Here is a 23,119-nt window from a genome sequence, read left to right on the forward strand (position 1 = left end):
GCCCTAAAATTAGGGCTTTGTTAGTGGAATTAGAATCGCCAGTTATAGAACAAGTCAATCGCACGTTCTAAAGACTGACTCGCTTCCAGATACAGACGCTGATTTACCTGATAACGTAAAGTCAGCTTATTTACCGGTGTAAACACGCCGACTCCATAACGAAGATATAAATCAGGCGTAATATAACCGGTCACAGAAACCTGGGTATCATCTCCTGTACCTTGGGCATCCAGAGCTAGACCAGTTAAGCCGAAACTGCGCCCGATCTGGTTGGTCAGTGCGCGGGTGCCACCTAAGCCCAGACTGATCCCCGCAGCAGCGATCGTATTATTCACATCGGATCTAAATCCTTCGGCCTGGCTTAAACCAGATACACCTTCATTGACACGACCGGTAATCAAGGCATTCAGGGCTTCCTGTTCTGACAGGCCCGCATCATTATAGATCTGAATACTTGGACTCGACGCAGTTCCTGTTACGCGCACTCCCACTGTACTACCCTGAACCGATTTATTGGCATCAATGTCCAGTGTCGGATTGGTAAGTTCACCATTAAAACGCGCGATAGCACGATTCAAGTCCAGACTTTGGCCATAGGCTTCGATTTTCACCCGCTGTGATACCCCGATTGCACCATTGGCACGCATTGCAGTTTCCAGACCACGCTGTGACAGATTGACTCGACCCAAGAGTGGAATACGACTGTCAAAGCCCTGGAAAATCACCTGATTGCCTAAAGAAACAGCAACATCTGCCCGGATATCCCAAGGACGTGCAGACTTCAAGATCGCCAGCTGATCATCACCTTCATGTACGACACGTACATCTGAAGATAAACCGACTACAGGTTCTGAGGCTTCAGGCATTGAAATCAGCGCACGCGGTACATCGACTGTGCCACTCAGACTCAGTTTTTTATTAAATGGATACATGTCCAGAGTCAAATCAGGTGTCACTACAGCGGTAATTAATGGGGCCTGACGAATCAGCAGATTGTCCCCTTGCAGTTTTAACTGCACCCGCGGATCACCTTTCCATTCCACAGAACCGGTTAATTTGCCCACACCACGGCCACTGTTAAATGCGCCATTGATGCTGGCCGAATTCTGACGTATGGATGAATAGAGCTGTACATTGGTCAAATTCACCGGTAGGGAGATCATGCTGATTGAAGCATCTTTGACACGAACCTCACCTTCAAGCAAAGGATCCGTTAAAGTTCCGCTAATTTTTCCGGCATAAGATAAAATCCCGTCCAGATTACGGATGTCCTGAATAAATGGCTTAAAGACTTTGAGCCGTACCTGGTTAAAGGCAATTTCGCCACGCATCGGTTTACTGTCACGGTATGGATCAATGATGACATTGGCATAGCCGGTTCCGATATCCGGGGTTTTAACGTCCAGCCGAATTTGCAAGCCATCTGCCACGCTTTTTGCCACCAGACCGACTTCATCATATTTCAGTGTAGAACCCAAATAATCTGGATCTTCGGAAGATAAGCCCACCACACCATTACGCGTCACCAGACGCGCGTCGATTTTAGGTTTGGCGCCTTGTGCCCAAGCAGCCTTGGCATAACCATTGACTTTACCCGTCAACGCCAATCCATCAGGCAGGAATGCACTGAAATCTTCCAGATCAAGGTTTTGGGTAACAAAAGAGGCACTGCCACGGGTTTTATTAACCCGAATCGGCTGGTCAAAACATAGCTGACTTTGCTGACTCATCCAGCAATGAGCACCGATGAACAGATCCGATTGAGCACTGTTATAAATCACGGCTGCATTCTGACGCTGTACCAGACGGGCACGTAAAGAGTCGAAATCACCTCTTTGAATTTGACCCAGCCAGTTATTCTGGGCATTAAAACCGCCGGCAAGCTGCACAAAGAATTCGGACAGGCGGTTTTCGGCCTGCACTTTGAGAATGTGTGCAGCACGGGTACCGGCCAGTGAGATCTCACCACGTACAATCTCGCGTGAACCGCTACGCAGACGATCCATGGTTGCAGTCAATAAGGTTGGTGTGCTTTGCGATGTCGGCAACTGGCCGCGAACACGAACTTTCTGCACGCTAAACAAGTTTTTAAAGGCAAAATTATCAATAGACAGGTTAGCCGAAGCCTGTAAGCGAGGCTGTGCCTGCATATTGATATAGCCCTGCGCCCGACCTCTTAAGCCTGGATACAGCTCAAACAGCGCCGGTGCATTGACTTTGAGTTGCAGATTCTGCGCATTACCAGTCGCCTGAATCTGGTTGCTGGCATAAGACAGGAACAGGTTATTGGCTTCAAACTGCTCTGGGACAAAACCGCGCTGATTTGAGTTAATAATGACCGATAAATTCCCTTTACCACGTACCGGTTTATTATTCAGCATACCAGCCAGATTCAAGCGTTGAATCTGAATGCGTTTTAGCGCATCTGACCACACACCTTTGGTCTGAACATTGCCTGACAATTCGCCTTTCAGTTTGGCATTAAAATATTGCGGCTTAAAACGGATTAAGGATGCATTGATATCCCAGCCAATCCCATTCGCCAGGTTGACCAGACCGCTAGCATTAATCTTGCCAGCCACACCATCATGACGGAATTCATTGATCTTCAACATGTCCGGGGTACCTGAAACGCGCAGTTTTAGCAGACCCTGACTGGCTTTAAGCTGGCTGGCATTTAAAGCACCATCATAATTAATCGCATACCCTCTAAAACCGCCGCCCGCTTTTTCATTATGGAATAACAAGGCAATGGTACTGTTACCGGTCAAACGTACAGTTTCATTCTGCTCTGCCAGTCGCCCAGTCAGGTCGACACTGTTCAGTTTAATAATCTGCTGATTCGGTTGCGCATAACCATTGGCTTTAACCTGACCATTCAAACGATCTACCGGTGAAGCTGCGGCAATACTTTGGGTATTTAAATTTTTAGCATTTAATATCGCGGTCCATTTTAACTGACGTTTTTCCTGTGGCAGTTCAATCCGTGCATTACCGCTTAAGCTGCCTGCCTGTGCATTGGCGCTGTAATTAAAGCTCGGGACATTCAGGATATTCTTGTTCAGATTGAGTTTGGCCTGATACATGCCTGCAGGTAAAAGACCCTCTTCATGCTGCTCAACTTTGGTCGCCACATGAATATTCTGCTGACCTTCGACCAATGCCAATTTGACATCGCCAGACTCACTACTGAGCCAGCCCACATAAGGTACGGCGCGATCAATATTTTTCCAGGCAACATCCAGCAGCATCGGTTGTATTTTATTGGCCTTGACCGGATTTTGATCCAGCTTCAGATTCCAGCTTTCATAGCGGTCAAAATCAACCAGTCCGGTAAGGTGCAGGCCATTTTCCAGGTTACCCGCAGAAGCGATATTGGCATCCAGACTTGGCGGCAAGAAATCTTGTACGACTTGCGGAATGCGCTCATGTTTAGGATCAATCCCATTCAAACGCCCAGCCAAATCCCAGCTGACCCGGTCTTTCCAGCCCACTGTCCCGGCAAGGCTGACTGCGCCTTTCATCAACTGACCATTCAGATCGGTAATATTCAGCTGATTGACCAGATCGGTATACATCACCGCACTATACTGACCTTGCGGAATATTTTCCCCAATCAGGTCAGTCTGGACATTCAGATCTAGACGTTGGATATCACCATTGAACTCGGCAATGCCGTCTTTGGTAAACAGTTTCTGTTCGGCCAGAATAGGCCAGTGATAATCCTTGAACTTCAACTCGCCGCGCATCGGTACCTGAGGGCGCATAGGATGTACAATAACCCAACCGGTTAATAAATCAGGCGTATTGGTCGCTACGCCAGCCTGAATCGTGTCCAGTGTTCCACGTGCCCTCACCTGAATATCATGAATATTCAAGCTATCTCTTAAGGAAGGCAGATTGACGATGCCCGTAGCATCTAGAGGGTATTTGCCTTCAAACTGCATTTTACCCGTGGCTTCACGTACTGACAGATAGCCCATATCCATCCGGGAATCTTCAAAATTTAATTCGGTGCCAGACCAGAGCGCCTCATTTAATTCAATATTATAGAAATCAACTGCATTGGTCTGGGTTTTAATGACCAAATGATCCAGCAGTAAATGATCAACGCGCAAGATAAAAGGCAAACGGATAGCATTAAACTTGAACGGTTCGCCCGTTGATGGTTGCTTGTTAATAATTTGCAGATTGAGGACATCGGCTTCAGTCAGATGAATTTCTTTTTTGACAATCGCGCGCCAGCCCAGCTTAACATCAGCACGATCAATTTTGACATCGACTGGTTTCAGGCTGACCAGCACATTTTTAAGAATAATCCCGCGCCATAAATTACCGCCCTCATATTCATATTGAATAATTTTCTGGCGTTCCAGCACCTGATCCAGCAGGAATTTACTGCCCTGATTGGTCGAAAATAGTAAAGCCAGCACAGACAGCAGAAAAATCAGCGAAAAAAGCACCGACAATAGGATGCTTCTGAATATACGGCGCTTTTTCGGCACAACGCTATCTTGTGGTTCTTGTTCTGGCTGTGGTTGGTTCTCGACCATGATCTACTCAAATAACTATTTTTTAAAATGATGTTTTATAACTGCGACCCAATAAAGAAATGTAAACGAATCGGATAATTGTCATCAGACAGTCCAGTCGCTACATCTATACGTATAGGCCCAATCGGTGAAGCCCAACGTACACCCACACCCGCGCCATATTCGGTCGGATTATTGAATTCTTTATTATAGGCATTTCCGGCATCTGCAAAGACCGCAGCACGCCAGCCTTCCTTGAACTGATAATTATATTCTAATGAAGCCACGCCTAAAGCCTGACCACCTACTTTAAAGCCCTCAATTTCCGGAGAAAGGCTCTTGTAGTCAAAACCACGGATACTCTGGTCACCACCGGTGAAATATCTAAGGTTATACGGTACCTTGGCAAAATCTTCAGTGAAAATATAGCCTGCATCGGCACGACCCACAAACTGATGATCTGCATTTTCACCCAGCGAATAGATAAAACGCCAGCCCGCATTCACAATGGCCATATCTGCATCAGAGAGTAAAGCCTCGCTGCCCAGTTCAATCTTATAGGTCTGTTTAAAACCCTTGGTTGGGTTGACCCGACGATCGCTCTCGGTACGTGAAACTTCATAACCGACTAATAGCGATTGCTGTTCATCTTCGGTATTAAAGCGAAAAGCTTCTGGAATCTGGTTAAAGTCGACAGAACCATCCTGCTTCAAGCGATCCAGACGATAACGTGCGCCGAAAGTACGTTGCCAGCTACCACGTGGATTCTTGATAATCCGGTCTGCACCTAAGACTGCAGATTCAATCAAAAGGCCTTCACCCTGTGCGACACCTTCACGCTCTTCACGCTCATACCCCCCCACAATACTGACATAGTCATTCAGCGGATGGTGATAGGGAATATTATAACGTCCATCAATCGACTGACGGATGCCTGATAACTCGATGTTGGCATCAAATGAATGTCCGCGCTTGTTCACAATGGCACGGCGATATTGACCACGTAAACGGATATCGGTATCTGTGCCATAACCCAGACCCACTTCAGCACTGTTTAAACGGTCTGCATTTAAAGTCACAATCACTGGAATCTTTTTCTCTTCCCGTGCCTGTACTTTTAAACGGTCCTGTTCATTCTCTTTGGTTTGCTGCTCAACCCGCAAAGTTCTTAAATTTGCACTTTCCTGATCGCGGCTACCGGCAAACTGGTCTTCATCTACGACATTCTGGGTCACTTCCTGAGAAGAGGATACCGAGCGAGCTGGTTGCATCGTAGCAGCCTGATCTTCACTCCGTTTCTGTTCTTCAATCAGGCTTTGAATATCGGGTGCCAGTTCCAGCTCTTTATCAAGCGGATCAGGGCGAATCGCATCCACCAGGGTATAGTTAAAATAACGTGAGTTGGTCAGGTTGTTGGCCAGACTATTGACTCGCCAGAAGGTATAATCTGCACCCTCTTTCCAGGTGACTAGGCTTTCCAGTACGTCTCGGTCCAGCGGAAATTCCTTTTCAGGATCGCTCATTCTGAACTCGACATTGCCTAATTTATAACGTTCACCCGTTTCAAAACGCAGGTTCACATCGGCGGTATTTTGTGGCTGAGCAATCTTTACATCATGCAGACGCCAGAATGAATCAAAATAACCATTGTTATTGGCTGCTGTGGTAATGCGTGTCTTGGTTTTTTCATAATTACCATGATTGAAAATATCGCCTTCTTCCTGTTCAGGTAAAAGACTGATGACCTGGAATTGTGGCTGTTCGGCGCCCTCTCCAGTAAATTCAATATTTTGAGTACTGATCAAGACAGGTTCATTCGGGTTCACAAAAACCCGAACCCGGCTGTCAGAGATTTTTTCAAACCTGAACTGGGCATTATAATAACCCACTGCCTGCGCTGCCTGTCTGGACAAGGTGCGTAATTGCGGCAAAGCCGAATTAAAGTCGCCAAAAGACTCTTGGGTAAAACTGGATAATTTGGCTTTGACATTATTTCTTAAATTCAGATGGCCTTCAGGCACCTCTTTACCATTCAGCATACCTTTGCTTTGTGCAACACCTTGCCCATTTATGATCACCACATCTGCACTAATGCGAGGAACTCTTGCGGTCATGATCTGTCGTGGAGGACGGATTTTATAAAATAGCCGTTTGAACAGATTCGGACGTTTATCATCCTCAGCAACCAGTGGCCCTTGCACTTCTGGCAAGGTCAATCCGGCTTCATTATTTTTTACAATAATCTGGCTGTCTGCCTGAATCGATTGCATCAACTGATCGACATTCACCGGCGCCTGATTGATTTCCAGCAGTTCTTGCTGGCTGACATCAGCCACCACCGTTTCGCTGGTCTGAGTATTGCGATAGTTTTGTGCTTCCTGTTTGGCTTGCTCGGCTACCTGGTAAATTTCATTGGCCATGTTCTGGTCAATGGTCTGCATAGGCAGATCTTCCAGATCATCAAATTCGATCGGCGTAAATTCACCCAGACCAGATCCTGCATTTTGCTGTTGTTCCAGCATCAACATACTGTCGACTGGTACTTCCGGCTCCAAGGCTTCTTCAATTTTTTCTTTCGCTTCCGTTTCGGACGTAGCCACACCCTGACGAATCGCTTCTTTGGATAGCTCGTCTACCATTTCTGCCTGAGAAATGGCCACAGGTGTTTCGGGCTGTTCGGTTTGTGCCATGCTCTGATGGGATAACATCATAAAAAAGATGCTCATACACAGCTGCATACCACTATGCTGTGGTATGAGAGGCCCCATACTGCGATTTAGCATCGTTTTTTTAAAATTTTTCTTTGCAGGCATAGCAAACTCTAAACGAATACATTCTTTAATTGATTATTTGACCGAAAAATATAAGCTAAGGAGCTTAATTAATTGGTTTTTACCTTTACATGGCTGAAAGTATCTTACATGATTTTTCTCAATGTTTACGCATAACTGACATTTCTTAATAAAACTTAATGTAGCACGGCCTATATGAACAAAAATGAACATTTGTTAGCTTCTCGGCGCTTTTTACCGATGTTTCTGACGCAGTTTTTTGGTGCATTAAACGATAATGTATTTAAACAGGCGTTACTGCTGGTCATCACTTATGGATGGATTCAACAGCAATCGGCCAACATCAGCACTTTAAATAATCTGGCGGCTTTACTGTTTATCTTGCCGTATTTTATTTTTTCAGCCACTGCCGGTCAGATTGCCGACAAATACGAACGTTCACAGCTAATTCGCTATCTTAAGCTTCTGGAAATTGCCATTATGTTGCTGGGAACTGTCGGTTTTCTCATGGGTAATTTATGGATTCTGTTATTTGCCCTGTTCCTGATGGGCACCCATTCCACTTTCTTTGGCCCGATTAAATATGCCATTTTACCTGAAGTGCTGAAACCAAATGAACTGATGTCCGGCAATGCCCTGTTTCAGTCCGGAACTTCTCTGGCAATCCTGTTCGGTATGATTCTAGGCGGCGCAGTTATTGCAGCTTCTGCCGGCAACTTGATCTGGATCAGTTTAACCGTCATCAGCATCGCCTTGATTGGTTATATATCCAGTCGCTATATCCTGAAACAAAGTATTCCCGCGCCTGAGCTGCAAGTTGACTGGAATTTCTTCCGCACCAGCTTGCAGACCTTGAAATATGCCAAAAGCTTACCTCTGATTTTTACCATTTTACTGGGCAACTCATGGTACTGGTTTTATGGTGCAACCTATCTGACCCAGATTCCTCAGCTGACATTACAAAATCTGCATGCATCTGAAAATGTCGCCAGTCTGCTCTTAACCTTTTTTTCTGTCGGAATTGGTCTGGGTTCATACTTATGCCGTAAAATTGGTGGCAGCCAGGTCAATATCAAGATGGTGCCTTTTGGCGCGATCGGTCTGGTGATCTTTGCCCTGTATCTGGCCGCGAGTCTGGCCTTTGTTCCGGAGCGTACAGGTGCATTAATCGGCTTGGCAGATGTCTTTCAGCAAGGCTGGAGCTATTATCATGTGATGCTGGCCGTCACCTTACTTGGAATTAGCGGCGGTTTTTATATTGTACCGCTGTATGCCATGATGCAGGCGCATTCTCCCCGCTCACATCGTGCGCGTGTGGTTGCAGCAAATAACATTCTGAATGCCGTTTTCATGGTATCTTCTGCTATATTCTCGATTATTATTTTAAGTGTTTTAGAGCTTGATCTTAAAATACTTTTTTGTATTACCGCAGTATTAAGCGGCCTGTTTACTCTCTGGCTACTTTACCGGCTGAAACCAATGATCAAAACTGCAAAAGCGCCCTTGGAGGATTAATTCATGCGTCAATATACAGGTCTCGATAAACTGATTCACTCTTTTGACCAGGCATTACGCAGTCTAGTCCCGGGCACGACTTCGGCCCAACGTGAAAATCCGGCCCAACCGGTAGAAACACAGTTAACCGTCAGTGATGCACGTCATGTGGCAGGTTTAATGCGGGTCAATCATAGTGGTGAGGTTTGCGCACAGGCGCTGTACCATGGTCAGGCGATGACGGCGAAACTCCCGAATGTACGTCGCGAAATGGAACAGGCAGCGATTGAAGAACAGGATCATCTGGCTTGGTGTGAAAACCGCTTAAAAGAACTGGATAGCCATACCAGTCTGCTCAATCCGGTCTGGTACGGTCTTTCCTTCGGTATGGGTGCAATTGCCGGAATCGCAGGCGATAAATACAGTCTGGGTTTTGTGGCTGAAACAGAACGTCAGGTCAGCATGCATTTACAGCATCATCTTAGCCAGTTGCCACCGCAGGATGAACGTTCTCGTCGTATTCTAGAACAGATGAATGAAGATGAACTGCATCATCGGGATACAGCGTTAAATGCTGGCGGTGTAGATCTACCCGTTCCAGTTAAGATCGCCATGACAGGCATTTCCAAGTTGATGACCAAAACCAGTTATTTTATTTAAATCCCACTATTTTAATTTTAGCCCACTCATTGGTGGGCTGTTTATTACGCTTCAAATCTTGAGCGAGATAATAAACTCAAGGCATCTGGCGATCTTATTACTTATAAGTTCTATGAAATAATAGAGATTCCCCCAACAGCACCCTTTAATCTTTTTTGCTCATTTCAGAAAGTAGGTCCAGCTGGATTTCCTGAATTTGCGCCAACCGTTCCCATTGATGCAGCAACAGATGATCTAATTTTTCATGTAAATGCTGAATTTCCAGTTCAGCTTTTAAATTAATCTGATAATCATTTTGCGAACGTAAGCGGTCTTTTGCTTCCTGTCTGTTCTGGCTCATCATAATAATAGGTGCTTGAATCGCCGCAAGACACGAAAGGATTAAATTCAACAGAATAAATGGATAAGGATCAGCAGGTCGTGTCACCATCACCACAGTATTTATCATAATCCACAGACCCAAGAAAATTGCAAAACAAATCAAAAAGGTCCAGCTTCCACCAAAAGTTGCAATTTTATCGGCGAGCCTTTCTCCCAAGGTCCACTTTTGCTCTAAGGTCGTTTCCACATTTTTGGTGATCAGTTCATGCTGATGCATGCTATCAATCACTTCAAACTCAAGATCAGTCACTTCACCCTTTTCCGAACTTAATAATGAATGTACATACTGCATGCGATAGCGGGTTAGATCTGTCTGACAAATATAATCTTGCGGCGTCCAGACTGGAATATCCTTGCCAATCTCTTCAGTAATGACTTTTCTGACCGTTCCCATCGGAGTAAGATCTTTCAGAAGAAAGTGCTTGCCGCACACCAAACATTTATGGCTCTCATTTTTTTCTTTCATGATAATTCTCTTTTTAAACCAGCTCACTCAGCTATAATTTTTATATAATTGTTTTTATTAAATAAGTTTGATCCCTTGGATATCAATTATATATCAAGTCCGTCTGGTCTTTTGAATAAATGAATTTCACCTCGGTTTTATTTTGGATTGATAAAATACTTAACCAAGCGCACTATGATCTGATCATTCAAGGTAATTTTCAGATCGATTCAATCCTACTATCTATACATGACTTAAATTTACTATAATCATAATGATAATAAAAAAGGGCTTCATTGTGCGCCATTCATACCATCTTGAAAAACATTATATCGAACGTGCGGGCTGGCTTCGTGCAGCTGTACTGGGGGCAAATGACGGGATTATTTCGGTCACCAGTCTGGTGGTGGGTATCGCAGCCAGTGGAGCATCCACTGAAATTTTATTGGTGACCTGTGTTGCCGGATTGATTTCTGGCGCCGCATCAATGGCGGCCGGTGAATATATTTCAGTAAAATCCCAGCAAGATATTGAAACCAATGATCTACTCATGGAAGAGCGCGAACTGCAACGCCATCCCACCCATGAATTAAATGAACTCAAAACGATTTATATACAACGAGGTCTGGAACCCGCTTTGGCACAACAGGTCGCTGAACAGCTGACCGACCATAATGCCTTGGATGCCCATGCCCGGGATGAAATTGGTATTTCAGCACATACCTCGGCTCAGCCCTTTCTCGCTGCATTTTCTTCGGCTATGGCATTTACGATAGGTTCATTATTTCCTTTAATTTCAATCATGATTCTACCGGAACACTATCTGGATAAAGGCGTCATGCTGATTGGCGTTTTAAGTTTGGGGATGATGGGTGCACTGGCGAGCTATGCCGGTGGAGTAAGTGTCTGGAGAGGTGCAGTCCGGGTGATGCTCTGGGGAATTATCGCCATGTTATTCAGTGCGTGGATCGGATCATTATTTAATGTGTCTGTTGCCTAAATATGGGTTTATTTTTTAGTTAAATACAGAATAGGATTGAGCGGTTCTTCTATTAACATCACTGAAAAATGTTTTTTCGAAAAACTAACGGCTCTAACAAAACTTGAGTTTAATTAATATATGTTCGGTCTTAATTTAGATGCTTAAAACCTAAGATCTATGCCTGAGAGGTATTGTTATGGAAACGGCTTTGTTGCACAAAGATTTGAAATGCAAAGCGCCCCTAATTGAGCCAAATTTAAGGCGTAACTTGGGTAAGTGGTCGACCTAATTCCGTAAATCTGTTGAGGACTGCTACACGTGCATGAATTTCATTCACCTGACTAGGAAAGCTTCTTGCCATTAATTTATCGCCTAATAATTTGATGCAATGCATCTTGGTTTCCACCAAACTGCGCCGATGATAGCCTGACCATTTTTTCCATAATGTCCTGCCTAAACGTTTAACTGTTCGAAGTAATTCATTTCGCTCTAGCGAGCTACTCTTTGTATCTTTCCATGGTTTCGCATTTTTTCTAGGTGGAATCACCGCATGTGCTTGCCGATCTGCAATGACCTGACGGCATTGCTTGGTGTCATAAGCTCCATCGGTATAAACAGAGTCAATCTGCTCATCTTGTGGAATCTGATTAAGTAAATCACCAAGCACCTGTGAATCACTGACATTATTGGTTGTGAGCTGAATAGCGCGTATTTGTAGGGTTTTGGCATCTATACCAATATGTAGTTTACGCCATTGGCGACGATATTCAGCTCCATGTTTCTTGCGTTTCCATTCGCCCTCACCTAGAAACTTCATGCCTGTAGAGTCTACGAGTAGATGCAGCCCATCGCTACTTTTTTGGTAGCTGATTGCAATATCAATATGCTTTTGTCTTCTACAAAGCGTACTGTAATCTGGTGCGGTCCAATTTAATCCGCAAAGTTTAATCAGACTTTGCACAAAGCCAGTGACCATACGTAAAGATAGACGGAATAAGGATTTAATCATTAAGCAGCATTGGATAGCTGCGTCGGAGTAGGTTTGATTTCGCCCTTGTTTGCCTTTTGATGGCGCATACCATTGCGTAGCAGGATCAAACCAAATGGCAATATTTCCGCGACTCATGAGTGCTCGGTTATATGCGGGCCAATTGGTTGTGCGGTAGATTTTGTGTGTAGGCTTCTTCATTTGAAAATTATATCGCTGAAAAAGCCTTTACAGATAGGTTTGTGCAACAAAGCCTATGGAAACTACGATCATTCTTGCCATCTTGGCGATCATTATCGTATTGCTGATCATTTTTTATAACAAGAAAAAGTGAAATAGCGATGATTCATTTCTTGCTACTTTGAGGTTTTTTATCGAGCTTAAAATAAATTCCAGAGCTTTAAATCAATCAAATATTAATTCCCTGTCGGAAAACCATGAAATCCCCATTGGATCACATAAAGGATCCCAAGGATTAAAATCACCGAAACCACAATTTCCAATATTTTCATTTTTAAATGATTCCTAAACTCTGCCTGAGCTATCTTATCTGAATTTTTCTTTTCATATAAAAACAAAAAACTGCATCATAAAAAAGCCTGATCTTGTTTGATCAGGCTGGTTAATTATTCTTATATTCTTACTGGATAAATTGTATTAGCAGAAAATTAGGTGATTCGATTTAAATCAGCTGTTCAACTGTTGGAAAGCTATGTGATCCGTGCTCGAACATTGCATCCTTCCAGATATCAAACATCGGCACTTTCACATCCAGAGCCAAAGGTAATTTTTTTTCATTAAACTGCATATGTTGAAAATCTGATCCCCAGGCAATCAGATCCACATCTAAGCTAATCTGATGCGATGGGCGTACTCGGCCTGATGCCTGTTCCAGTTGTTTGAGCAGCTCAATCAGCACATCACTGGACAGCGAACTTCGCAATAAACATGCTGCATTCCAGTAATCGGCGCCTATGCCATCGCGGCAAGGAATCCTATAAACAGGAGAAAACTGTACTTCTCCCCATTCGGAAATACGTTGCTGTGCAGCTTGAAAATGTTGCTGAGGATGACAATTACTCGCTAATGCTAGGGCGAAAATCGTTTCGGTGGCGTTCAAGACGTATCCCTACAGAATTGGCTTGCGCGATAATGGCAGGCTTACGGATCGTAATATTAATCGATTCAATTGCTGTAAAGGTAGTAAAAAGTGCATTCAACACCAACTTTGCTGCATGTTCAATCAATTCAGGCTTGGCCTCTTGAATGACTTTGCTGGAAATCTCACAAATTTCTGCATAATTCAGCGTATCTGCAAGTGCATCTGAATTTGATGCCTGTTCTAAATCGGTTTGAATGGTCAAATCCAGCATTAGAGGCTGAATAATTTGACGCTCCCAGTTAAAGCAGCCCACGACTGTCTCAACCTTTAAACCTTCAATAATAATGGCGTCCATTGGATTGCTCGAGAATTTAATACTGACCACATCCCTCTCAAGCTCCTCTTTAAAGGGAGGAGCTTTTAAAGTCCCCCTTTAAAAAAGGGGGATTTAGGGGGATTTTTCCAAGTCTAGATGGGTTTAAGATTAATGCTTTAACAGCAGATTCGGATCCATGCTCTGCACCATTTGCAAACGCTGATCGGCATAGATGTCGGTATACGGTGCAAGAATTCGCATAAAACGGTCGAAATACAACATTTGCTTAAACAGCAAAGCAAAGTCGCGCGGGAAGCGAATCCCGTGACGTTCACCCACAGCCACCATATCCATCATGATATCGTTCAGGTCAGCAGGATTAGACGTTAATAATTCCTGCGGATCCGCCATCAACACGCCACTAAATAAACGTTCCAGATCAGCAGCCAAGACTTTGGTGTCAATCTGCACAGCGGTCATACCCATTTTCAGCATGTTTTGCGCCATCAGCTCATAATTGGTATGTTGCAATGAATCCATAAATGCCATACATGCCGTCCAGACCTCAGGCTTGAGCTGACCAACAATACCGAAATCAATAAAACCGACACGGCCATCTTCAAGGAGCATCAGGTTGCCTGCATGCAGATCGGCATGGAAGCTGTTACACATCATCAAGCTGCCAAACCAGGTATTCATCGCAGTGATGAGTACTTGAGATGGATCTTTGGATACTTTTTTGACCACTTCAAAATCTGTCAAAGGCACACCGTATAAACGCTGCATGGTGAGCACACGACGGGTCGAATATTGATGATAAACCTTAGGTGCAGTGGCTGCCTGATTGTTGGTGATATTCAGGTAATTAACAAAATCATCCAGATTCTGGGCTTCTTCGATAAAATCGACTTCACGCACCATACGGGTTTTGATTTCTTCGACAATGTCAGCCAGTGAAGCAAACTTAACTTTCGGGACTGCTTTTTCCAGCAACTTGGTTGCCCAATGCAGCACATTCAAGTCAGTGTACAAAATGGTTTCTACGCCCGGTTTTTGTACTTTAATCACGACATCTTCGCCAGACACCAGTTTGGCCGCATGCACCTGTGCAATAGATGCAGAGGCTAATGGGGTTTCGTCAATTGATGCAAAGATTTCATCCAGATTACGTCCTGCAAATTCAGAAGCCAACACTTGCTGAATATAGCTAAACGGCAAGCGTGGTGTCTGATCCAGACAACCCTGAAATTCTTCAACGTATTCACGTGGAAACAGCGACGGTGTGCTGGCAATAAACTGACCCAGCTTGATATAAGTCGAACCTAAGGATTCAAAAGTTTCACGCATGAGTTTGGCATTGCTCGGCTTTTCAGTGGCATATTTAAAGCCAGCCTTTGCCGCAACGACTGCTGTTTCTCCCATACGGGCAACTGAACGTATTCCATCTAACCAGATATTGTTTTTCATAATGTCTTAGGAAAAATTAATTAAACGCAGTGTAGCAAAAAAAATTCACTTTGCAGGCTTATCTTGCCTGACAGATTGGGCAATCTGTATCTTTTTCGAAAGCGAGAATCCGCTGTTTAAAGCTCAGCCCATCCCACAACAACAGCTTTTGTCGAAGTGGCATCTGGCTCAATCCCAGATATAACAAGGCATGATGTGCCTGCAAACTGGCCATCACATTCGGGGTAGTCGCCAGTACACCGGAGTCTGCACAGCGCAAACTTTCATCGGCCTGATTTTCTGGCGGGAACAGGCAGGCATAACAGGCAGAATCCCCTTCGACCATAAACAGCTGGCCTTGCAAGCCAATCGCAGAGGCACTCAATAAGGGCACATTCAGCTCCACGCAAATGTGATTGACCAGATAGCGTGTGGCAAACTGGTCACAACCATCTAGCACCAGATCCTGATGCTCGATCACACTTACTGCATTTTCAGCCGTTAAGGCCTGATTCACATATTCAACCTGTACGTTCGGATTAACCTGACTCAGTCTTTTGGCCAGAGTTTCTGCCTTATAAAATCCAATATCCTGCGGCATAAATGCCAGTTGTCGCTGTAAATTACTCATCTCGATAGTATCTGGATCGATCAGGGTAATTTTTCCCACACCTGCGCGTGCCAGAAGTTCTGCCAGTGTACAGCCAATCCCGCCACAACCAATAATGCAGACATTAGAAAATTTTAACCGCTCCTGAGCGTCAATATCCCAGCCATCCAGAAGAATCTGACGGCTATATAGATGCAATTCAGCATCAGTGAGTTCAAATTCTGGGGAGATGGCATCCATGTTAAATGTAGACAACGTCTTTCCTTGTTTCGAAAATTTTTAAAAGCGGTGGCAAAGATTAGCTTTACCGAAGTGTTTAAGTACTGATAAATTTCTGGAATATCAATCTCACATTCAATTCACAGCACATCAATAAATGGTTCGGCCATCGTTGATGGCAACTAGCATATCAGCTAAACGCTCGGTATCAAGATGCAGCGGCTATGGCTTGGCAAGATTTTTTGAATCACCTCAATTCAATGGTTCCGGCAAACAGCTTTTTCTAACTTATAAAAGGTGTCAGACCTGAAGTTTTTAAAATCTTTGTTATTAAATTTCCCTGTAAATCGAGCTGTCTTGTTTAGCAATTCTGTAGTCTCTGCCTATATTTGAGTATGAAAATGTATGAGTTCAGTGAGACCTAAGGCATCTGTCTCTAAATATGATTAATCTGAAAATACCAAGCAATCTTTTCAGCTTTCATAAAATCGTATGGAGAACATACATGACCGAGCATAACAATACTCAACATGATAATCGTGAAAAATTATGGGAATTGATCAAGGATGTTCGTTACACCATGATCAGCCATTTAACCGACACACATGAAATACACTCCCAGCCGATGACCATGCTGAACTCCGAGCAGATGAATGAACGTCAAAACTTATATTTCATCCTGCGTAACACCAATGATCTGGTCAAAGCAGCAGAAACAGGCCGTGGTCAGATTGGTCTGTCTTTTGCAAAACCATCAGATGGTATTTACGTGTCGATTAGTGCACATGCCCAGATCAGTACTGACCGCATTCTGATTGAACAGTTGTGGAATCCGTGGGCTGAAAACTGGTTTGAAGGCAAAGATGATCCTACCGTACGGGTATTGATTGCTGAAGCAATCAGCGCAGAATATTGGAATGTGACAGACAACAAAGTCACCCAGCTTTTTAAAGCCTTAAAAGGCGGCGTAACCGGTGAAGCGGGCGAACCGCATGCAGAACATCAAAAAGTGAATCTACAAAGTAATATCTGGTAATGAATGAGATTTAGCCTCTTTATCTTAAGAGGCTAAATTTTTGATATATTTAGTTTTAAATATTAATGTAATTTTACTGTAATGACATAAAAAATATAATTTTTGCTTGCCTTAATCTGCTCTCTTAAAAATATAAGTTCGGGAAAATCAGCTCAATATCTGATTAAAATTTAAGTAGCAGATTTATTTCTTAAAAAACCAAAAGGCTGCTATGGCAGCCTTTTAGCATTCAATCAAACAATTAATTTGAAAAATTAGCTGACTCGCTTCATCTCTTGAAGTTTGGCAACTTCCTGCTGTTTGAGTAAATTTCGCTGAATCTTGCCACTCGATGTTTTAGGCAAAGATGCCACAAACTCAATCTCTTTCGGATAGGCATGTTTGGATAAGCGTGAACGTACATAACTTTGCAGTTTCAACATCAAATCTTCAGTAGCCGGATAAGCCGATTTAAGCACTACAAAGGCTTTCACAATTTCAGTTCGTTCTGGATCTGGCTTGCCGACTACGGCAGATTCAAGCACTTCTTCACATTCAAGCAAGGTACTTTCTACATCAAAAGGCCCAACCCGATATCCCGAGGTTGTAATGACATCGTCTGCACGCCCAATAAAATCAATACCGCCATATTCATTCAGCTTCACGGTATCACCAGTGAGATAATACTGCCCGACAAATGACTTGCGGTTGTGGCCTGCATAGCCTTCAAACCACATCAACGGTGAAGCTGCACAGTCAATTGCCAAGGTTCCAATCCCGCCTGTTTCTACTTCCTGATGTTCTTTGTCCAATACAGCAAAACGATGCCCAGGAATGGCAAAACCGGCTGAACCAACTTTTTTATAATGCTCCAAGCCATGATGATTGGCGATCACCATACCCAGTTCAGTCTGTCCATATTGATCGTAAATATTCACATTTAAATCATGATTGAACCACTGAATCACTTCAGGCGTGAGCGGCTCACCTGCACTGCTTACCACGCGTAAATGCGAACTGATGCCTGCATCAAATTTTTCTTTAAAACCAAAGAACATGCGAAATGCGGTTGGCGAACCGATCAGGTTACTAACCTGATATTTTTGAATGATTTGTACGGCATTATCGACACTAAAGCCACGTTCATCCATGATGATGCTGTGCCCTAAACTGAGCGGCCCTGCAATGCCATAATACAGTCCATACGCCCAGCCCGGGTCTGCCAGATTCCAGAAGGAATCTTCATCTCGCAGATCTACCGCGTGCAGCATATAGCCTTTAAAGGCCAACAAGGCTTTTAAAGGCACAGGAACCGATTTTGCCAAGCCTGTCGTACCTGAAGTAAACATCATCAGGAAAATATCATTAAACTGGCAATTTACCGGTTCAAACTCTTCCGGTTGCTGCTGTAAGGCTGTCCAGAAATCAACATCTTGATAATCATCTGCCGCTGTTTGATGCACAGTCAGAATATTAGGGACATTGAGATCATGAAGTTTCAGTCGCTGCTCTTCATCAGTAACAATCAACTGGGTGCCAGCGGTACTGATGCGATGTTCAATGGCTTTGCTTTCAAAGGCAGTAAATAAAGGTTGGTATATGGCACCGATCCGCCAGGTGGCCAATATGGTAATTAAGAGTGCTGGCGTTCTTGGCAGCAATCCTGCAATACAGTCACCGGCCTTTAAACCCAGAGAATGCATATAATTGGCCAGCTGTCCTGAAGCTGTTGCCAGCTGTTCAAAGGTCCACTGCTCTGCATCTCCATTTTTACCTTCCCAGATCAGTGCAGTTCGGTTTTGACCCAGGTATCGACCACAGCATTCGGTATACGCATTGATGTTCTCTGCGCTTCCAACCAGATGTTCCTGAACCATATTTTCAAAATTAAAATCAGCATATGCCTGCTCTAGTGTCTTCATGACGACAACCTCTTTCCTATTGTAGTTTTCAGGCGACCTTGCCTGAGTTTATCCATTTGTATTTGTTGTTCCTGCTGATTCCCTCAGCATACTTTCTCAAATCTGCATTCATGCCCTAGGGCTAGAACATGAATAAGGCTTATTTTTCGATTATTCGTACTGTATGTCTTTAGATCATCATGTTCAGTTGAATCCTGCAATTTCCATATCCATCAACGTAAGTGCCAGATTTGAACATCAATCAAAGTCTGTTTTTTAAATTAAAAATCAGCGCTGACATACTTCACGTGCAATCACCAGACGTTGAATATCCGATGCACCTTCATAAATCTGGCTCACTCGTACATCACGATAAATTCGCTCGACCGGAAAATCAGAGACATAACCGTAGCCACCATGAATCTGGATCGCATCCGAGCAGACTCTTTCTGCAATAGTCGATGCAAACAGTTTTGCCATCGATGCTTCTTTTAAACACGCCAAGCCTGCATCTTTTAATGTTGCAGCATGCAAAACGAGCTGACGTGCGGCTTCAATTTGTGTCGCCATATCTGCAAGCCTGAACGCCACAGCCTGATGCTGCACAATTTCCACACCAAAGGCTTTGCGTTCATTGGCATATTCCACTGCAGCATCTAGTGCAGCCCGCGCCATACCGACTGATTGTGCTGCAATCCCGATGCGACCCGATTCAAGATTCGACAAGGCAATTTTATAGCCTTCACCTTCCTGGCCCAGCAGGTTGGCAGCCGGAATCCGGCAGTTATCCAGAACGATGGTCGCGGTATCGGAACAATGCTGACCCATTTTCTCTTCTAGGCGTGACACGATATAACCCGGTGCATCGGTCGGCACCAGAAAGCATGAAATACCCTTTTTCCCTGCAGATTTATCAGTCACAGCAAAGACTAGTGCAATCTGTGCGTGTTTACCTGTCGTGATAAACTGCTTGGTACCATTTAGCACCCATTCATCGCCATCGCGTTCGGCTTTACACTCCAGCGAACTGGCATCCGAACCGGCCTGAGGTTCCGTCAAGCAGAAACAGCCTAGCCATTCACCTGTTGCCAGTTTAGTCAAATACTGCTGTTTTTGTGCCTCTGTGCCATAACGCTGGGTGATACCACAAGGCAAAGAATTCTGCACACTGACAATCGTCGAGATTGCACCATCACCTGCAGCGATCTCCTCTAGTGCCAAGACTAGTGAAACATAATCTAGGCCTGCCCCCCCATTCTTCAGCCACTGTCATGCCGAGTGCGCCAAGCTCGCCCAGCTCTTTAAGTTCTTGTGCTGGGAATTGTGCAGTTTTGTCGCGTAAGGCCGCTGTCGGTTTCAGTTTCTGCTGCGAATAATTTCGCATCATGTCCTGAATCATTTTTTGTTCATCATTTAAAATCATTGAACTTCCCTTTCTATATCTATTTATTTACTTCAAGCTTTTTACTATTGAGATCGTTGGCACGTCGGATAAGGCGGTATGGATGTCGCCTGCGAAACTGAGATACAGGGATGTATCTTCAGTTTCGCAAAGGATTTTTGTTTCTTTTGATCCTTCAAAAGAAAATGCATGCTTAAGCAAATTCATTTAAATTCAATGAGAAATTGGTAGCTGTGCAAATCATCATGTCCTATATAAATCGAAAACTTATTTAGGCTGCATACGGATTGCGCCATCCAAACGAATGACCTCACCATTCAAATAACTATTTTCAAAAATATGTCCCACCAGATGGGCAAATTCCTGTGGTTTTGCCAGACGTGGTGGAAACGGCACCATTTGTCCTAAAGCATCCTGGACATTTTGTGGCATGCCTTTTAGCATCGGAGTTTCCATAATGCCCGGCGCGATGGTCATGACACGGATCGCTTCACGGGCCAGTTCACGTGCCAGAGGTAAAGTCATTGCGACGACTGCACCTTTAGAAGCCGCATAGGCAGTCTGACCAATTTGGCCGTCATAAGCGGCAACCGAAGCGGTGTTCACAATCACGCCACGTTCTTCTTCACCAGCTTGCAGCTCATATTTTGCAATTAAAGCCGCCGCATGACGCAACATATTAAAAGTACCGTTTACATTAATATTCAGCACTTTTTGGAACATTGCCAATTCATGGATGCCGTTACGACCCAATACTTTGGCGGATGGCGCAATCCCGGCACAGTTGATCAAACCATTCAGTTGGCCATATGTGCTTTCAACATGAGCGAAGAAAGCTTCAACTGTCTGTTCATCGGTCACATCGAGCTGTACAAATTCAGACTGTGAGCCCAGTTGCTGCTGTAATGCCTGACCCTGCTCCTGATTCATATCGACCAGAATCACTTTAGCACCGTGTTCAACCAAATGAGTCGCTGTAGCTGCACCCAAACCTGAGGCACCACCAGTGATCACAATAACTTTTCCCTGAATGTTCATGTTTATTTCCTAGCGATTTTTCTATTTCAGATACGACTTAATATGCAGAGTAAACAGAGTTTTTATTCTGTACAATTTCCAAATATTGCATCTTGCATGATGTATTTGGACAATGAAAACAAGGATGTCAGACTGAATATGCATAAGCCTGCACTGGAATATAGCAAAGGCACCATCTCGATTGACCTGGTGAACGAAGCATTGCTGGATGCCAAACGGCTGCAATTTGATATCGCTGCCATTTTGAAAAAAGCCAATATCCCAGCAGAAGTATTAAATGCTCCCAAGGCACGCGTGTCGGTCAGCCAATTTGCCCAATTATGGACTGTGCTTGCAGACAGCATGAATGACGAATTTTTTGGCATGGACAGCCATGCCATGCGTCGTGGCAGTTTTAAATTGCTTTCGAAAATGGTTATGCAGGCAGATACACTGGAAAAAGCGCTGCAAAACATTCTGCAATTTCTCAACTTGGTTTTGGACGACCTGCAAAGCACGCTCATGGTTGAGGAACACTATGCCTATATCGTGATTTATGATTTAAAAACAACCAAACGCATGTTTAGTTATGCGACTTATCTGATGCTGATTCATACCCTGATCTGCTGGTTAAGTGGACAACGGATTTTGCTTAATCAGATTCAATTGAAATGTGCAGCACCACTGAATGATTTTGATTACAAAGTTCGATTCTGTGAACAGATTGAATATCAGGCCAGCGAAAATTACGTGCAATTTGATGCCAGCTATCTGCAACTGCCGATTAAACAGGATACTCAGTCTTGGTATCAGTTTATTCAGCAAACACCACAAAATTTATTGGTGCGTTTTAAAAACCCCTATGCCTTGAGCACCCAGATTCGCCGAAAATTGCTACAGGTTTCGCCGGCAGAATGGCTGGAACTGAATGAACTAGCCTTAAAAATGAATATGTCTGAAGCCACCATGCAACGGCGTTTAAAAAGTGAAGGTGTCAGCTATCAGCAATTAAAAAATGAGATACGCCGGGATACCGCAATTGAATTACTGACCCGTACTGAACAAAGTTTACAAGAGATCAGCGATCAGCTTAACTTTCAGGAATCCAGTGCATTTCATCGTGCATTCAAAAAGTGGACTGGCGTCAGTCCAGGTGCGTATCGACAAAATAATATTAGATAATTTATATAAAATTAGACTTTAAAAATATTACCGAAAAAACACTTGGATTCTAAACATTTATTTTTATTATGATTATATATTTCAAGCCCTAAAATATATATTAGCAGGACTACACAGTCACCCAGAAAGCTTTGCAATTCACCCGGAGATAGATTATTTTTCATTCAATTTATAGCACTTTTGCTATTGGCTGTACTCTCCATTTTCCTTTCTAGTTGAAGGTATCTCCATGTTAAAGATGACTGATGTACTTGGGCAAAATCTTGTCCAAAACTTCTCTAAAGCTTTATTTTCTTCGACTGATCTCATCACAGAACAGTTGAATCAAGGGATTTTAAATGCATCGGATGCAGAACTGAAAGATGCAATTTTGCACTTCTTTAACCAAGTAGATGCTGTGGAAGCAGCTCAGGCCCTTGAAATTCCGGCAGAACGTATCAACGAGTTACAACAAGGTATTGCCTTGAAAGATGAAAAATCTCTGGCAGACACTTTGAAAGTTGTAGCGCTTTGTCTGGCAATGGAAACTGGCAGTTTGGATCAGGTAGAAGTCTATGACTGTCTACAAGACTATCCAATGTAATTATTTTTAAAAATTCCTCGAAAGCGGTGCTCTGGCATCGCTTTTTTGTTTT

At 43.8% G+C, this 23,119-nt stretch carries 16 protein-coding genes and 1 pseudogene; 6 read left to right on the forward strand and 11 right to left on the reverse strand.

The features are described from left to right. Nucleotides 1-29: 29 nt before the first annotated feature. Both F891_RS08925 and F891_RS08930 read right to left on the reverse strand, forming a co-directional pair. A complete protein-coding gene (locus F891_RS08925) occupies nucleotides 30-4,553 on the reverse strand; it encodes a translocation/assembly module TamB domain-containing protein (protein ID WP_005263239.1) in 4,524 nt (1,507 codons plus the stop codon). Between the two features lie 35 nt (nucleotides 4,554-4,588). Further along, nucleotides 4,589-7,345, reverse strand: coding sequence for an autotransporter assembly complex protein TamA (locus F891_RS08930; RefSeq protein WP_005263240.1), 2,757 nt, complete (start codon nucleotides 7,343-7,345; stop codon nucleotides 4,589-4,591). Nucleotides 7,346-7,519: 174 nt separating this feature from the next. On the opposite strand from F891_RS08930, the gene F891_RS08935 reads away from it, so the two are divergent. Together F891_RS08935 and coq7 are read left to right on the forward strand one after the other, a co-directional pair. Beyond that, entirely contained in the window at nucleotides 7,520-8,839 is a 1,320-nt protein-coding gene (locus tag F891_RS08935; RefSeq protein ID WP_005263241.1) for an MFS transporter, read from the forward strand. Between the two features lie 3 nt (nucleotides 8,840-8,842). Next, complete coding sequence (gene coq7, locus F891_RS08940) at nucleotides 8,843-9,478, forward strand: 2-polyprenyl-3-methyl-6-methoxy-1,4-benzoquinone monooxygenase (protein WP_004278762.1); 636 nt, start codon at nucleotides 8,843-8,845, stop codon at nucleotides 9,476-9,478. A 145-nt stretch (nucleotides 9,479-9,623) separates the two neighbouring features. Here coq7 and F891_RS08945 read toward each other — a convergent pair whose 3' ends face one another. Next, nucleotides 9,624-10,325 (reverse strand): DUF1003 domain-containing protein, encoded by a 702-nt coding sequence (locus tag F891_RS08945; RefSeq protein WP_005263242.1) that lies wholly within the window; start codon nucleotides 10,323-10,325, stop codon nucleotides 9,624-9,626. Nucleotides 10,326-10,602: 277 nt separating this feature from the next. On the opposite strand from F891_RS08945, the gene F891_RS08950 reads away from it, so the two are divergent. Next, on the forward strand, nucleotides 10,603-11,304 hold the full coding sequence (locus tag F891_RS08950; protein ID WP_005263243.1) for a VIT1/CCC1 transporter family protein: 702 nt from the start codon (nucleotides 10,603-10,605) through the stop codon (nucleotides 11,302-11,304). Nucleotides 11,305-11,542: 238 nt separating this feature from the next. On the opposite strand, the gene F891_RS08955 is transcribed toward F891_RS08950, so the two are convergent. The 5 genes from F891_RS08955 to F891_RS08975 all read right to left on the reverse strand — a co-directional run bounded on the left by F891_RS08955 (nucleotide 11,543) and on the right by F891_RS08975 (nucleotide 15,988). Continuing rightward, nucleotides 11,543-12,475, reverse strand: coding sequence for an IS5-like element IS17 family transposase (locus F891_RS08955; protein ID WP_000743272.1), 933 nt, complete (start codon nucleotides 12,473-12,475; stop codon nucleotides 11,543-11,545). A gap of 481 nt (nucleotides 12,476-12,956) precedes the next feature. Next, nucleotides 12,957-13,394, reverse strand: coding sequence for a 2-amino-4-hydroxy-6-hydroxymethyldihydropteridine diphosphokinase (locus tag F891_RS08960; protein WP_005263244.1), 438 nt, complete (start codon nucleotides 13,392-13,394; stop codon nucleotides 12,957-12,959). Continuing rightward, nucleotides 13,351-13,731, reverse strand: a complete 381-nt coding sequence (gene folB, locus F891_RS08965; protein WP_034439422.1) for a dihydroneopterin aldolase — start codon at nucleotides 13,729-13,731, stop codon at nucleotides 13,351-13,353. The genes F891_RS08960 and folB overlap by 44 nt, the downstream gene beginning before the upstream one ends. A 129-nt stretch (nucleotides 13,732-13,860) precedes the next feature. After that, the gene (locus F891_RS08970) at nucleotides 13,861-15,159 is read right to left on the reverse strand and encodes an ABC1 kinase family protein (RefSeq protein ID WP_004278767.1); all 1,299 of its coding nucleotides are present in this window, start codon (nucleotides 15,157-15,159) and stop codon (nucleotides 13,861-13,863) included. Nucleotides 15,160-15,217: 58 nt separating this feature from the next. Then, on the reverse strand, nucleotides 15,218-15,988 hold the full coding sequence (locus tag F891_RS08975; RefSeq protein WP_034439425.1) for a HesA/MoeB/ThiF family protein: 771 nt from the start codon (nucleotides 15,986-15,988) through the stop codon (nucleotides 15,218-15,220). A gap of 484 nt (nucleotides 15,989-16,472) precedes the next feature. Between F891_RS08975 and F891_RS08980 the strand changes: the two genes are divergently transcribed. After that, nucleotides 16,473-17,003, forward strand: a complete 531-nt coding sequence (locus F891_RS08980; protein WP_005247254.1) for a pyridoxamine 5'-phosphate oxidase family protein — start codon at nucleotides 16,473-16,475, stop codon at nucleotides 17,001-17,003. A 254-nt stretch (nucleotides 17,004-17,257) separates the two neighbouring features. Here F891_RS08980 and F891_RS08985 read toward each other — a convergent pair whose 3' ends face one another. The 3 genes and pseudogenes from F891_RS08985 to F891_RS08995 all read right to left on the reverse strand — a co-directional run bounded on the left by F891_RS08985 (nucleotide 17,258) and on the right by F891_RS08995 (nucleotide 21,323). Continuing rightward, the gene (locus F891_RS08985; RefSeq protein WP_005263247.1) at nucleotides 17,258-18,904 is read right to left on the reverse strand and encodes an AMP-binding protein; all 1,647 of its coding nucleotides are present in this window, start codon (nucleotides 18,902-18,904) and stop codon (nucleotides 17,258-17,260) included. 267 nt (nucleotides 18,905-19,171) lie between these two features. Beyond that, nucleotides 19,172-20,306, reverse strand: a pseudogene (locus F891_RS08990) (acyl-CoA dehydrogenase family protein). A gap of 246 nt (nucleotides 20,307-20,552) precedes the next feature. Continuing rightward, nucleotides 20,553-21,323, reverse strand: a complete 771-nt coding sequence (locus tag F891_RS08995; RefSeq protein WP_005263250.1) for an SDR family NAD(P)-dependent oxidoreductase — start codon at nucleotides 21,321-21,323, stop codon at nucleotides 20,553-20,555. 138 nt (nucleotides 21,324-21,461) lie between these two features. Here F891_RS08995 and F891_RS09000 point away from each other — a divergent pair, with 138 nt between their 5' ends. Both F891_RS09000 and F891_RS09005 read left to right on the forward strand, forming a co-directional pair. Then, complete coding sequence (locus F891_RS09000; RefSeq protein ID WP_212749800.1) at nucleotides 21,462-22,484, forward strand: AraC family transcriptional regulator; 1,023 nt, start codon at nucleotides 21,462-21,464, stop codon at nucleotides 22,482-22,484. A gap of 229 nt (nucleotides 22,485-22,713) precedes the next feature. Continuing rightward, the gene (locus F891_RS09005) at nucleotides 22,714-23,067 is read left to right on the forward strand and encodes a hypothetical protein (RefSeq protein ID WP_004278774.1); all 354 of its coding nucleotides are present in this window, start codon (nucleotides 22,714-22,716) and stop codon (nucleotides 23,065-23,067) included. Nucleotides 23,068-23,119 lie beyond the last annotated feature (52 nt).

Origin of the sequence: Acinetobacter sp. CIP 101966 (assembly GCF_000369725.1) — a bacterium.
Classification (GTDB): domain Bacteria; phylum Pseudomonadota; class Gammaproteobacteria; order Pseudomonadales; family Moraxellaceae; genus Acinetobacter; species Acinetobacter lwoffii_Q.